The sequence below is a fragment of the Acidovorax sp. Root568 genome, assembly GCF_001427445.1.
In the GTDB taxonomy this organism is placed as follows: Bacteria; Pseudomonadota; Gammaproteobacteria; order Burkholderiales; family Burkholderiaceae_C; genus Acidovorax; species Acidovorax delafieldii.
The window spans coordinates 230,934-244,669 of sequence record NZ_LMGP01000018.1; the positions used below are offsets into that span (position 1 = coordinate 230,934).

At 65.8% G+C, this 13,736-nt stretch carries 14 protein-coding genes; all 14 read right to left on the reverse strand.

Going from position 1 to position 13,736, the window contains the following annotated elements:
* Positions 1-25: 25 nt before the first annotated feature.
* Positions 26-442, reverse strand: coding sequence for a VOC family protein (locus ASD75_RS18975; RefSeq protein ID WP_056747379.1), 417 nt, complete (start codon positions 440-442; stop codon positions 26-28).
* Entirely contained in the window at positions 439-1,437 is a 999-nt protein-coding gene (locus ASD75_RS18980) for an isopenicillin N synthase family oxygenase (RefSeq protein WP_056747380.1), read from the reverse strand. Before ASD75_RS18980 ends, ASD75_RS18975 begins: the two co-directional genes overlap by 4 nt.
* Positions 1,438-1,450: 13 nt before the next feature.
* Positions 1,451-2,479 (reverse strand): ABC transporter substrate-binding protein, encoded by a 1,029-nt coding sequence (locus tag ASD75_RS18985; RefSeq protein ID WP_056747381.1) that lies wholly within the window; start codon positions 2,477-2,479, stop codon positions 1,451-1,453.
* A gap of 363 nt (positions 2,480-2,842) precedes the next feature.
* Positions 2,843-3,640, reverse strand: coding sequence for a 2-oxo-tetronate isomerase (gene otnI / locus ASD75_RS18990; protein ID WP_056747382.1), 798 nt, complete (start codon positions 3,638-3,640; stop codon positions 2,843-2,845).
* 25 nt (positions 3,641-3,665) lie between these two features.
* Positions 3,666-4,733: an alpha/beta fold hydrolase gene (locus ASD75_RS18995; RefSeq protein ID WP_056747383.1), complete on the reverse strand. Its 1,068-nt coding sequence runs from the start codon at positions 4,731-4,733 to the stop codon at positions 3,666-3,668.
* Positions 4,734-4,789: 56 nt separating this feature from the next.
* Positions 4,790-5,479, reverse strand: a complete 690-nt coding sequence (locus ASD75_RS19000; RefSeq protein ID WP_056747725.1) for an aldolase — start codon at positions 5,477-5,479, stop codon at positions 4,790-4,792.
* A gap of 17 nt (positions 5,480-5,496) precedes the next feature.
* Positions 5,497-6,768: a 3-oxo-tetronate kinase gene (gene otnK, locus ASD75_RS19005; RefSeq protein ID WP_056747384.1), complete on the reverse strand. Its 1,272-nt coding sequence runs from the start codon at positions 6,766-6,768 to the stop codon at positions 5,497-5,499.
* Positions 6,765-7,676 carry an L-threonate dehydrogenase gene (ltnD, locus tag ASD75_RS19010; RefSeq protein WP_056060717.1) on the reverse strand — a complete coding sequence of 304 codons (912 nt, stop codon included), beginning with the start codon at positions 7,674-7,676 and terminating at the stop codon, positions 6,765-6,767. Before ltnD ends, otnK begins: the two co-directional genes overlap by 4 nt.
* A gap of 37 nt (positions 7,677-7,713) precedes the next feature.
* The gene (locus tag ASD75_RS19015) at positions 7,714-9,081 is read right to left on the reverse strand and encodes a GntP family transporter (protein ID WP_056747385.1); all 1,368 of its coding nucleotides are present in this window, start codon (positions 9,079-9,081) and stop codon (positions 7,714-7,716) included.
* 299 nt (positions 9,082-9,380) lie between these two features.
* Entirely contained in the window at positions 9,381-10,160 is a 780-nt protein-coding gene (locus tag ASD75_RS19020; RefSeq protein WP_056747386.1) for a FadR/GntR family transcriptional regulator, read from the reverse strand.
* 109 nt (positions 10,161-10,269) lie between these two features.
* Positions 10,270-11,313 carry a patatin-like phospholipase family protein gene (locus ASD75_RS19025; protein WP_056747387.1) on the reverse strand — a complete coding sequence of 348 codons (1,044 nt, stop codon included), beginning with the start codon at positions 11,311-11,313 and terminating at the stop codon, positions 10,270-10,272.
* A 130-nt stretch (positions 11,314-11,443) separates the two neighbouring features.
* Positions 11,444-11,920: a nucleoside deaminase gene (locus ASD75_RS19030; RefSeq protein ID WP_056747388.1), complete on the reverse strand. Its 477-nt coding sequence runs from the start codon at positions 11,918-11,920 to the stop codon at positions 11,444-11,446.
* Positions 11,921-12,094: 174 nt separating this feature from the next.
* Complete coding sequence (locus tag ASD75_RS19035) at positions 12,095-12,862, reverse strand: ABC transporter permease (RefSeq protein WP_056060732.1); 768 nt, start codon at positions 12,860-12,862, stop codon at positions 12,095-12,097.
* A 19-nt stretch (positions 12,863-12,881) separates the two neighbouring features.
* The gene (locus ASD75_RS19040) at positions 12,882-13,706 is read right to left on the reverse strand and encodes an ABC transporter ATP-binding protein (RefSeq protein WP_056747389.1); all 825 of its coding nucleotides are present in this window, start codon (positions 13,704-13,706) and stop codon (positions 12,882-12,884) included.
* Positions 13,707-13,736 lie beyond the last annotated feature (30 nt).

A 13,736-nucleotide genomic window follows, 5' to 3' on the forward strand; every position in this document is an offset into this window, starting at 1 on the left:
ATGGCGCGGCCGGGCAGGGGCAGGCTCAAGCGACGTGGCGCGGTACACCCACAGCGCTTATCCGGAACACGTTGTCTTCCGGGTCCGCCAGCACCGCCTGCCATTGGCCGTAGTACGTGGCGTAAGGTGGCTTGATGACCTGTCCGCCCAGAGCTTTGGCCTTTTCGCTGGCAGCCTCCACGGCGTCCGGTGTGTCCAGCATGAAGGTGGCATAGCCTGTCACGCCGCGTGGTGACGGCAAGGCTGCGCCAGGCTGCCGGTCGGCCAGGCCTAGCAGGGCATAGGCCTCGGGGGCATTGAAGCCGAGCTGGAAGTGCTCGGTCTCCACCGCCCGGTAGATGGCCGAGCGCGTCCCCGACGCCTCGGGCAACTGCAGCAGGGCTTGATAGAACTGAAGCTGCGCTTCGATGTCCTGGCACAGCAGGTTGAACCAGAGCCTCATGCCATCACCGCCGCGCTGGCTGGGGTGGTGATCTGACCCAGGCCGTACGTCTTGCGGTACATGGCCTGCAGGTGCGCGCCCACGGTGCAGGGTGCAAAGCGCGGCGACTCACCCGCAGGCACGCAGGTGGGGACGGGGACCACCTGGGCCTCGTAGTCGGGCGTGTAGAAGAACGGAATGGAGTGGCGCGGTGCGCCCCCGCTGTGCACGTTGCGCACGCGGTGGGGGTTGGATCGGTACAGCCCATTCGTCCAGCGCGGAATCATGTCGCCCAGGTTCACCACCAGCGCTCCCTCGATGGGTGTGGCAGACACCCATTCGCCGGTGGGAAGTTTCACCTCCAGCCCGCCATGGTGGTCCTGGGCCAGCAGGGTGATGGCTCCCCAGTCGGTGTGCTCGCCCGCGCCAAAGGTGAGCGCATCGGCGCTCTCAGGATGGGGTGGGTAGCGCAGGAGCCGCAGCGTGAGCATGGGACTCTGGTGTGTGTGGTCGAAATAGTCTTCTGGCAGGTCGAGCGAGAGCGCCAGCAGCTGCATCAGCCGCAGGGCCAGTTGCCGCATGGCGGCGATGTAGGTGCGGCTCTGGGTGGCCAGCTCGGGCAACCCCTCAGGCCACTGGTTGCTGCCGTAGGAGTGGTAGCCGCGCTGCACATACGGATGGTCTGCCGCATAGTCCAGCCCGCAATAGAAGCTCTCCTTGAGGTCCGGGCGCGCATTCGCGTCCAGGGTCTGCCCGCCCAGGCTTTCGTAGCCCCGCATCGCGGGTGAGTGGTGCAGCGAAATCGCTTCCTTGGATGCCAACGGCAGGTCGAAGAACTGCTGCGCCAGAGCAAATTGGCGTGCAATGATGTCCTGCGGCACACCGTGGTGGCGCACGTAGAAGAACCCCGGGCCCGTGCAGGCCTGGCGCAGTTGGGCGGCCACGGCCATCACGGCGGGGCTGCGCGGCGCGCCCGGCTGCAGGGCGCCGCTGAGGTCGAGGAGGGGGATGCCCATGGCTTTCCCCTGGTCAGGCCTTGAGCTTGCGGTCTACGGCCGGGGGCAGAAAGCGGTCAGTCCAGATGTCGGCCACCGCCAGGCTGCTCTTGAGGCCAAAGGCGGCCACGGTCTCATCGATGGTGGCCTGCAGGCGCGTAGGCGTGGCAGCGCCCCAGCCGTTGGCGCGTGTCTCGGCGGTCTTCATGGTGCCGTCCACGATGAGCTGCAGGCGTTCGAACTCGATCTCTTCATGGGCCAGGGGCTCTCGGGCCTTGATGGCGGCAGCGCCGGCGCGCGGGTCGGCAATCGCGTCGACCCAGCCGCGTGTGGTGGCTTTGACGAAGGCCTTCATGGCATCCGGGTTGTCCTGCATGCTCTTGGCGTTGGCAATGAGTCCGTTGCCATACGACTTGAGGCCATAGTCCGAAAAGCGGAACACCGTGATCTGATCCGGTGTCAGGCCCCGCGCCTTCAGGTTGAGCAGACCGGTGAAGAAGAAGTACGCCGCTGCGTCGAAATCGCCTTTGACGAAGCGTGTGTCGCCGATGTCGGGTGCGACGTTCTCCCATTTCACGCCGCTGCCATCAAAGCCCTGTGCCTTGGCAAAGGCGGGAAAGAGCTTGCGCGAAGCGTTGAAGGGCTGACCCAGGATGGTCTTGCCCGCCAGGTCAGCGGGCTTCTTGATAGCGCCGTCCTTGCGCACCATGACCGAGTTGGGGTTCAGGTCGTACTGGATGGCGACCGCTGCCAGCCTGGACTGCGGATTGGCGGTGTTGAACTCGATCATGGTCGAGAGGTCGGCCGATGCCGCGTCATAGGCACCACCCGCCACCAGGCTGATGGCCGAGGCAGACCCGTTGCCGGTGTCGATGGTGACATCAAGGCCTGCATCCTTGTAGTAGCCGCGCTGCTGCGCCAGCAAAAAGCCTGCGCCCGAGGCCTCGACCTTCCAGCCCAGGTTGAACTTGAACTTTTGCAGATTGCCCTGGGCGCGCACAAACGGTGTGGCAGACAGAAGGGCGGCGGCGCCGGTGGCGCGGATGAGGGAACGGCGTTGCATGGTGGAGCACTCCTGGTCGTTGGCGGGTAACCACGGGGGAGTGAAAAGCCAGGCTTCACACCCCTCCGAACGGGGTGCATGCAATCAACCGACAGGGCGCTGGGGCTGCGAGGTGGGGGCACCGGCCTCCTGAAGACGCACAGTCCTGTGCGCCCGTGGTGGCGTCAGTCCATTGCATGCTTCAAGAGCAATTTCCGGGCGGTGGCCGCTGAACGCTTCTACTCTTGGCGTCTGCGTATTTGCAGGATCTGTGCCATGCCAACCCAAGGAGAAACCATGCCCGAACGCCCCCGCGTGCCGCGCCATGGTGCGCGCTGCACCAGCGTCAGGCGTGCAACGGCAACTGTGGTGCGAGGTAGGTCTTTACAGCCAGGGCTTGAGCCAGCCCAGCCCGTCGCTGGTGGCGTGGGCGGCGGCCCCGCGCGCGGGGCGGTATTCGCAGCCAATCCAGCCGTCGTAGCCCAGGCTGTCCAACAGCTTGAACAGGTAGGTGTAGTTGATCTCGCCCACATCGGGTTCGTGGCGCTCGGGCACACCGGCAATCTGGAAGTGGCCGACGTGGCCTGTGGGCAGGTACTGGCGCACCTTCATCGCGAGGTCGCCTTCCACGATCTGGCAGTGGTACAGGTCCATCTGCACCTTGACGTTGGCGGCGCCGATCTCTGCGATCAGCGCATGGGCCTGGTCCTGGCGGCTGAGGAAGAAGCCGGGCATGTCGCGGCCATTGATAGGTTCCAGCAGGATCTGGATACCGTGCGGCGCGGCTTGTTCGGCAGCGTAGCGCACGTTGGCGATGTAGGTGGAGCGCACGGTGGCGGCGTCTGCCCCCTGGGGCACCAGACCTGCCATCACGTGGATGCGGGGGCACTGCAGGGCCTTGGCGTAGTCGATGGCCTTGGCAATGCCTTCGCGGAACTCGGCCTCACGCCCCGGCAGGCAGGCCAGCCCACGTTCGCCCGCGTCCCAGTTGCCGGGCGGGGCGTTGAACAGCACCTGCTGCAGGCCGTTGGCTTGCAGGCGCGCGGCCAGTTCTTGCGCCGGGTAGGCGTAGGGAAACAGGTACTCCACCGCCTTGAAACCATCGCGGGCGGCGGCAGCAAAACGGTCGAGAAAGTCCACGTCGTTGTAGAGCATGGACAGGTTGGCGGCAAAGCGGGGCATAAACAGGTTCCTGAGGAAAAAGAGGTCAGCGGCGGGGTGCGGTTGTGAGCACCTGCGCCAGCCGGTCTTGGTAAAAGCGCGCCAGGCCCACCGTGCTGTGGCCGAGGGTGTCGGCGCTGGCTGGGATCACGTAGGCCTGTGCGTGCGGGATGCGGGCGATGGCTTTGTCCAGCACGCCCAGCTCGGGTGGGTTGCGCTCATCGTCTGCCGAGTTGATGGCCAGCACGCGCGCGGTGATGCGTTCCAGCCCGGGCTCGGGGTCGTAGTCGCGTGATGCCTCCCACTGGTAGATGTGGTCGTTGGCATCGCCACGGAAAGGCGCTTTGAGGCGTTGCTCCACCAGCGCATCGGCCGCAGCGCGGGTGGGAGCCAGCTTTTGCAGGCCCTGGTTGCCGCCGTTGGTGCCCGTGCCAAAGAACACCGACGCGAACTGCAGGCTGCGGGGCTGGCGGGTGTAGTTGCCGCCCTGCCATTCGGGGTCGTTGCGGATGGCATCCACCAGCAGGCGGCGCATCATCCAGTTGCGGCCTGACATGGCGGCGGGCAGCGAGGCCATGGGCACGGCAACGTCCATGAAATCGGGGTTGCGCTGGGCCCACACCCAGGTGTGCATGCCGCCCATGGAGTTGCCAATGATGGCGCGCACATGGCGCACGCCCAGGTGCTCGGTCAGCAGGCGGTACTGGGCCTGCACCATGTCGTCATAGTTGTATGCCGGAAAAGCGGTGCGCAGGCCGTCTGACGGCTTGCTGGAGCGGCCGGTGCCGATGGCGTCCGGCAGGATGATGAAGTACTTGCGTGCATCCAGCGGCTGGCCGGGGCCAAACAGCGTGCCTGCAAAGCCGGGCGTGAGCATGCTCTCTGCCGAGCCATTGGTGCCATGCAGCACCAGTACCGGCTCGCCTGTGGGATCACCCACGGTGGAGTAGGCCAGCTTGAGTTCGGGCAGGGTCTGGCCGGTGTGAAAGCGGAAATCCTTGACGATCCACTCGCCGTGCTTGGGGGCGGGGTAGTCCGCAGCCGATGCACCGCCTGCGGCCAGCACGCCCAGCAGCATGGGAGCAAAGGCTTTGCGCCAGAAAGAAAGGGTCATGGTTTGTCTCCTTGTGTGTGTTCTTTCATCCCCGCGCCATGGGCACAGCCCGCCCGTTACCAGTGGGCACCAAAGCTCTGGCGCAGCTCCTCGATCTGGGGCTCGGTCAGCGACGTGGGGCGAGGCTGGCACAGCATCCACAGGCGTGCGGTTTCTTCCAGCTCCTCCAGCACGGCCATGGCGGCGGCGGGCGTGTCGTGCCACACGTTGGGCCCCAGGCGCGCCAGCATCACGGCGCGCACAGGGCTGCCCTGTGCGGCATAGCGGGTGATGGTCTGCGCCACCAGCGTTGCAGCGGCAGCATCACCCGGGCGGTGGTAAGGGATGTGCGGCACCCGGCCCACCTTCATCACAAAGTAGGGCGTGATGGGGGGCAGCAATTGCGCATCGGGCGCCAGCTGGCCACCTGCAGCGGTGTCGGCTTGCAGCGAGCAGCCCACCAGGTGCGTGCTGTGCGTGTGGATCACACAGCGCGCGGGGGCTGCTGTCGATGCCGATGCCTCGTAAATCTGCCGGTGCAGCGCAATGGTCTTGCTGGCCCGGTCGCCCGCCACCTGCTGGCCGTGTGCGTCCAGGCGCGCCAGCCGCTCGGGCTGTAGCGTGCCCAGGCAGGCATCGGTAGGGGTGATGAGGTAGCCATCGGCCAGGCGCACGCTGATGTTGCCTGCGGTGGCATGCACATAGCCCCGCTCAAACAGGCTGCGACCCACGCGGCAGATTTCGTCGCGGGCTTGGCGCTCATCCATGAAGGCGGGGGTAGAGGTCATGCCAGCAATTGTGCAAAAGCCTTGGTGAAAAAGTCGGTGCTACCAAAATTGCCCGACTTCAGCGTGATGTGCAGCCCGTCCTTGGCGTCGGGGGCCACGGCATGGCACCACGGCACGCCGGGGTCGATCTGCGCGCCAATGCGCATCTGCGTAATGCCGAGGGCCTGCACGCAGGCACCCGAGGTTTCACCGCCCGCCACGATGAGCTGGCGCACACCGCGCTGCACCAGGCCGCGAGCAACGGCGGCAATGGTTTCTTCCACCATGGCACCGGCTTTCTCAGAACCGAGCTTGCCCTGAATGGCGCGCACGGCCGATGGCTCGGCGGTGGAATACACCAGCACCGGGCCTTTGCCGAGGTGGCCTTCGGCCCAGGCCAGCGCTTCGGCGGCCACGTCCACGCCTGCGGCAATGCGCAGTGGGTCGATGGCCAGAGCGGGTTGGCCCGCTTTGATGAAATCCATGACCTGCTGGTTGGTCGCCACTGAGCAGCTGCCCGACACGATGGCCTGCAGCCCTTGCGCGGCGGGCAGGCGGGCTGCCTCGTTGCTGGAGGCTACGCCAAAGTTGCCCGGCAGGCCAATGGCCACGCCCGAGCCCGCTGTGACCAGCGGCATGCCCTTGAGGGCAGGGCCCAGGCGCATCAGGTCGGCGTTCGACACCGCATCGACCACGGCCATGCGCACGCCCTCGGCCTTGAGTTGGTCGATGCGTGCGCGGATGGCAGCCTCGCCCTGTGCGACCACACTGTGGTCGATCAGACCCACGCGGCTGGGTGTCTGCGCTTGCAGCACGCGCACCAGGTTCGGGTCGGTCATGGGCGTGAGCGGGTGGTTCTGCATGCCGCTCTCGTTCAGCAACACGTCGCCCACAAACAGATAGCCCTTGAACACGGTGCGCTTGTTGTCGGGGAAGGCGGGCGTGGCGATGGTGAAGTCGGTGCCCAGGGCCTGCATCAGCGCATCGGTCACGGGGCCAATGTTGCCTTCGGCCGTGCTGTCAAAGGTGGAGCAGTATTTGAAGTAGATCTGCTCGGTGCCCTGCGCCTTGAGCCACTGCAGTGCGGCCAGCGACTGGGCGATGGCTTCGTCTTTGGGAACGGTGCGCGACTTGAGTGCCACCACGATGGCATCGGCCTCCGCATCCAGCGGGGCCGTGGGCACGCCCATGGCCTGCACCACGCGCATGCCTGCGCGCACGAGGTTGTTGGCCAGGTCGGTCGCGCCCGTGAAGTCGTCGGCAATGCAGCCCAGCAACGCGCGTGTCATGCCTTCTCCTTTCCTTCGGGCAACGTGATGCCAGGGAAGATCTTGATCACGGCACTGTCATCTTCCTTGGCAAAGCCTGCGGTGGATGCCTGCATGAACATCTGGTGCGCGGTGGCCGCCAGAGGCAGGGGGAATTTGCTGGCGCGTGCGGTGTCCAGCACCAGGCCCAGGTCCTTCACAAAAATATCGACGGCTGAAAGCGGTGTGTAGTCGCCCGCCAGCACATGTGCCATGCGGTTTTCAAACATCCAGCTGTTGCCCGCGCTGTTCGTGATCACTTCATACAAGGCGCTGGCCTCCACGCCTTCGCGCAGGCCCAGGGCCATGGCTTCGGCGGCCACGGCAATGTGCACGCCGGCCAGCAACTGGTTGATGATCTTGACCTTGCTGCCCGCGCCCGCCTTGTCACCCAGGCGGTACACCTTGCCAGCCATGCCGTCGAGCACCGCGCCTGCAGCGGCATAGGCCTCGGGCTTGGCCGAGGTCATCATGGTCATCTGGCCCGAGGCAGCCTTGGCTGCGCCGCCGGAGATGGGGGCGTCCACATAGTGCAGGCCCAGGGCGTTCAGGCGCGCTTCCATCGCCACGGACCAGTTGGGGTCCACGGTGGAGCACATCACAAAGGTGCTGCCGGGGCGCGAGGTGCTGGCCGCACCGCTTTTACCATCGTCGCCAAACAGCACGCTCTCGGTCTGCGCGGCGTTGACCACCACCGACACCACCACATCACTCACCGCCGCCAGCGCAGCAGTGGTGGCGTGGGCCGTGCCACCGTCTGCCACAAAGGCCTCGGCCACGCCGGGGCGCACGTCGCACACGTGGATGGTGAAACCGTTGTTGCGCAGAGTCTTGGCAATGCCAGCGCCCATGGCGCCCAGGCCGATGATGCCGACGGTGGGTTGTGTCATGTTGTCAGTCCTTCAAAGAATTTCAATAAGAGGGCGCTTAGGCCACCAGCACCCAGAGCAAAGCGGTCATTGCAAAACCTGCAAGGCCCAGCACGGTGGTCAGCACGGTCCAGGTGCGCAGGCCATCGCCCACGCTCAGGCCCAGGTAGCGGGTCACGATCCAGAAGCCCGAATCGTTGACGTGTGACAGGCCCAGGCTGCCAAAGCCGATGGCAACCGTGAGCAGCGCCACTTGCAAGGGGGAATACCCGCCACCCGCCATCGCATCGGCCAGCAGGCCGCAGGTGGTGATGATGGCCACGGTGGCCGAGCCCTGGGCGGCGCGCAGGGCCAGAGAGATGATGAACGCCAGCAGGATGAGCGGCAGGTGAGTAGCGGTGAGGCTTTGCGACAGCGCAGCGCCAATGCCGCTGGCCGTGAGCACCTTGGCAAACACGCCACCCGCACCCGTCACCAGGATCACGGTGGCGGCAGGGGGCAGGGCAGATTCCATGATGGCGTTGGTGCGCTCGCGGTTCCAGCCCTGGTTGCGGCCCAGCAGGAACATGGCCAGGCCCACAGCCACCATCAGCGCAAAGATGGGCGAGCCGATGAAGCCCAGCACGTTGCGCAGGTTGTCGCCCTTGGGCAGCAGTGTGGCGCCGGTGGTGCCCGCCATGATGAGCGCCAGGGGGATGATGATCAGCGCCATGATGGTGCCGACGCTAGGCGCCTTAACCGCCTTGCTGCCCTTGCTATCTTCGCTGTTGCCAAAAGCCGCAAACTGCTCGGCTGTGGTGGGCAGCATGGGGTAGCCCTTGCGGTTGAGCCAGCCCGACACGACCTGCGACAGCGCTGCGAGCGGGATGCAGATGGCCAGGCCAATGATGGTGATCCAGCCAATGTCGCCCTTGACGATGGCTGCCCCACCCACGATGCCGGGGTGCGGCGGCACCACCACGTGCGCGGCCAGCATGATGCCCGCCACGGGCAGGCCGAACTTGATGGGGTTGACGCCCGCTGCCTTGCAAAAGCCATAGACGATGGGCACCAGGATGATGAAGCCCACGTCAAAAAACACCGGGATGGCCAGCACCAGCGCGGCGGCCGTGAGCGCCATGGGCACCCGTGTGGGACCCAGCAGCTGTGTGAAGCGGTTGGCCAGGCTGGCCGCACCGCCCGAGACCTCGATCATGCGCCCCAGCATGGAGCCCAGCGCCACCAGGATGGCGACCGAACCCAGCGTGCCGCCCATGCCCGCAATCAGCGTGCTGATGATGTCGCCAATGGGCATCTGCGTGGCAAACGCCACCAGAAAGCTCACCAGCATCATCGCCACGAAGGCGTGGACCTGCCAGCGGATGATGAGCAACAGGAGCAGGCCAATGCTGCCGGCGCCGATGCCGAGAAGTGCGAGGGTGGACATGAACGAGATATCTCCGGGATGGAAGGGGCTGACCCAGGCTGGAGCCGCTCAAAACGGCCTTGCAGGGGTTTTCATCTGCACCTTGGTTGGTATGTTTATATGGTTATCATACAAATTATCGCGCACGGCACTGCTACGGGTTAACCCGCGTCTGCCAGTGCGTGGGCATGGAGGGGGAAGCGGTTTTGAGGCGTTTTGGTGCTCAAGCGCTAGTGCGATATGCCTGAGTAGCTACCAAATATGTAGCAAATCACCGATGTGTTGGGACGCAAGCCCGGCGCACAGGTTTGGGACGTGGCTCAGAACACCAGCGGTATGGATGCCGCCACCAGCGGCTGGGCCAGCCGAGCGCCGTCCTGGGCCCAGAACGTGAGGTCGGCCTGCTCGATGCGGGCCAGTGCGTTCTTCATGTGCTGCGCGGCAGCCGCCCGCGCTGCCACCGGGTCGCCCGCCTCGATGGCGCGCACGATGTGGGTGTGCTCGTGGGTCACCGCATCGGCAAAGTCGGTGCGACGCGCTTCGTTGGCACGGGTCACGCGGGTGGCGCCCTTGAGGAACTGCGCCAGATAGTCCAGCGTGCTGATCATGAACGGGTTGCCTGCCGCCCGGGCGATGGCGCGGTGGAACAGCACATCTTCTTCCACCCCGTCGCGGCCTGCACGCACGGCGTCGGCGATGTGCTGCATGGCGGCACGTATGGCGGCCATGTCTTCATCGGTGCGCCGCAGGGCCGCCAGCTCGGCCACCTCGGCCTCCAGCGCACGCCTTACCTCCACAATCTGCATCACCGCCTCGCGCGATGCCGCCAGGGGCACATCGAACTGCAGCGGCTCTATTCCCGGAGCCAGCACATACACGCCGCTGCCCTGGCGGGAGTCCACCAGCCCCAGCGACTTGAGGCGCGAGATGGCCTCGCGCACCACTGTGCGGCTCACCTGGAACTGCTGCGCCAGCACCGCCTCGGTGGGCAGCTTGTCGGACGCCTGGATGCGGCCCGCGCGGATCTCGGCCTCCAGCGCGCTGGCCACCTGGTCGGAGAGCTTGGCGCTGGGTTTGACGGCGGAGAACGGCGAAGACATGGGTAGGGCGGGCAGTGGGGCGTGAAGTCTGTGCCGGGATGTGCTGGCAGGCCGGGGCGCAGTTGACTTTACCCGAAGGGCACTGTGCCGGAATCGTTTGTTTGCCGCGCTACTTGGGCGCCGGGCAGGAGTCGTCCAGTTTGGCGAGGCCCGCCAGCTTCTGCAGCCGGCTGCGGTTGTCCAGGCAGGCCTGGTACTGCGCCTCGGCCGCCTTCTGCTGGGCCTGCGCCGCCGCCTTGCTGCGCTCGGCCTGGAGCTGGGCCACACGCTCGCGGATTTGCGGCATCACGGCCAGCGCGGCCTTCTCGCCTTCCACGATGGCATTGGCGCGCTGGCTGAAGTCGGCGGCGCCAATGTCCAGCACCTGCGGGCGGATGATCACGTCGGCCCGCGCCAGCTCGGCCTGGCCCAGCTTCTGGCCCATGATGGCAATCGACTGGTTCAGCGCACCCAGCATGTTGCCCGGCGTTTGGCCCCGGGCCTTGTTGGAGATATCCACCGCGATCACGATGTCGGCGCCCAGCTGGCGTGCGGCATCCACAGGCACAGGGCTCACGATGCCGCCATCCACAAAATGGTATTTGCCGATGGTGACGGGCTGGAACACGCCCGGCACGCTGCTCGATGCGCGCACGGCCTGGCCCGTGTTGCCGCGTGCAAACACGGTGCGCTCACCGTCTTCCAGCCGCGTGGCGACAACGACAAAGGGCTTGGCCATCTGTTCCAGCGGTTTGCGGCGCACCTGCTCGTTCACATAGTCTTCAAGCTTCTGGCCCAGCACCAACCCGCCGGACGACAACTGCAGGTCACGGATCTTGGCTTCGTCCAGCGTCACGGCCTTTTCCTGCATCTCAAACGCGTTCATGCCACTGGCATACAGCGCGCCGACCACACTGCCGGCGCTGGTGCCCGAGACCACGGCGGGCGCCAGGCCATTGGCCTCCAGCATCTTGATCACGCCGATGTGCGCAAAGCCCTTGGCAGCCCCCCCGCCCAGGGCGATGCCGATGCGGACGGGGAGCGCGGTGGATGGGGTCGCTGCGACCGGTGTGGCGTCGCCCGCCGCTGGCTGGGTCGGCGCGGTGCCACCGCATGCGGCCAGACCTGCTGCGGCCCCAAGGGCCAGAAGGCGCAAAAGAATGGTCAAGCGCATGCGGTGTGATCCTGCTGTCGTCCAAACGGGGCGGGCAGTATAGCGGCAGGGTGCCGAGTCACCGGTTGGTGGTGTCTTTTGCTCCTGAAAGAGGAGCTGCTTGCGCTTGGCATACAAGCGCCAGAGCCAACTACCGCCAGAAATCGCGGTGCAGGGCCGTGATCTCGTCTTGCAGCGCAGGCATCGGCCCCAGCACCTCGGTGGGGCGCTGGCCGCTCGCAAACACCGTGCGGCAAGGCAGGGCCAGCGTGGGGTTCTCGGGGTGGTCGCCCGTCAGGGCGAGCAGGGCGGCTTCTTCGGCGCCATACAGCACGCGGCCGATGCCCGCCCAGTAGATGGTGCCTGCACACATGGCGCAGGGCTCGAAGGTGGTGACCAGCGTGCACCGGGCCAGGTACTCGCCGGGATAGTTGGCCGCCGCCGTGCGGGCCAGCGTGCTCTCGGCATGGTTCACGGTGTCTATGTTGCCCTGCTCGGCCAGCACCGTCTCGCCATCGGGCGCAACCAGCAGCGCGCCGAAGGGATGGCGGCCCATGTCCTTGGCGCGCTGGGCCACGGCGTTGGCACGGCGAAGATGAAGCGTGATCTGGTTGGGTGAGAGTGACATCGTTCTTTCAATCCCAGGGGAATCGGCTGACAACGGTAGAGACTGGCACGGCCTCAGCCCGTACCGCCGCGCAAGGGCCGCCCCGCCGCGCTGGCGGTGTCCCCCTTCCCGAACTACGCAAGTAGTTCGAGAGAAGGGGGAAGGCGCGAAGCGACTTAGGGGGATGTACCCTGCCTATTCCCCCTGGGATCCCCGGTGCGCCCAGCCCGTGGTGCGCTTTTCGATCCAGCTGAACAGTTCGTACATCACCATGGCCATGGCGCCCACCACCATCAGGCCCGCAAAGGCCAGGCCCATTTGCATGGACGAGCCCGCGCTGATGAGCAGGTAGCCAATGCCTTCGTTGGCAGCTGTCATTTCCGACACCGTGGTACCCACAAAGGCCAGGGTGATGGCGACCTTGAGCGAGCCGTAGAAGTACGGCATGGAGCGCGGCAGGCCCACCTTGGTCAGCACGTCCCAGCGCTTGGCGCCCAGCACGCGCAGCACGTCTTCCAGCTCGGGCTCCAGCGTGGCGAGGCCGGTGGCGATGTTGACCATGATGGGGAAGAAGCTGATGAGGAACGCCGTGAGGATGGCCGGGCCCACGCCAATGCCGAACCACACCACCAGAATGGGCACAAAGGCGGCCTTGGGCAGTGCGTTGAAGGCCGTCATCAGCGGGTACACGGCGGCGTAGGCCAGGCGCGAAGAGCCGATCACAAAGCCCAGCAGCACCCCCACGACGATGGCGATGCCAAAGCCGGCCATGGTGACCCAGAAGGTTCGCCAGGCGTGGCCTGCGATGACGCCGCCAAACTCCACCAGCTGGGTGGCAATGGCCCAGGGGCTGGGGAAGATGAACTCGGAGACATTGAAGGCCGAACAGATGATCTGCCACAGCAGGATGGTGGCGGTCAGCAGCAGCCAGGGAGACCAGCGCTCGACGGTTTTCTTGTGCATGGGATGAGGCGCTTTCTTGTTATTGCTGGATGGGCGCGCCGGCTTTGCGCAGTGCGCCGATGTGGCCGCGCAGTTCGTGAACGATGTCGGTGAACTCCTTGGTGTAGGTCACCTCCAGGTCGCGCGGGCGGGGCAGTTCGATCTCCTTGCGCACCACGAACCGGCCGGGGCTCTTGCTCATCACATACACCGTGTCGGCCAGGAAGACCGATTCGCGCAGATCGTGCGTGACCAGGATCACGTTGAACTGCTGCTCGGTCCAGAGGTCGCGCAGGATGCACCACAGCTCCTCGCGGGTGAAGGCGTCGAGTGCGCCAAACGGCTCGTCGAGCAGCAGCATCTGGGGCTCATGGATGAGCGCGCGGCAGATGCTGGCGCGCTGCTGCATGCCGCCCGACAGCTGCCAGGGAAACTTGTCCTCATAGCCCGCCAGCCCCACCTTTTGCAGCAGCTTGCGGGCGCGCTCTTCGTATTCCTTGCGTTTTTGCTTGAAGTTGCTGCGGTAGGGCTCGACGATTTCAAGCGGCAGCAGCACGTTGTCCACCGTGGTGCGCCAGGGCAGCAGCGAAGGCGCCTGGAAGGCCATGCCCGAGACCTTGAGCGGCCCCGTCACCGGCTGCCCGTCGATGAGGATCTTGCCCATGGAGGGCATCTTCAACCCGGTGGCCAGCTTCATGAAGGTGGACTTGCCACAGCCCGAGGGGCCCACGATGGCGATGAATTCGCCCTGGCGTACCTGCAGGTCGATGGCTTCGACCGCAAACTGGTTCTTGGCGCGCAGCTCGTCGTTGTACGCGAGCCAGACATCGCGGAAGTCCACAAAGTAGGAATCAGCAGCCTGCATCAGAGGTCCGTAATGAGTAGTGTTGGTGCA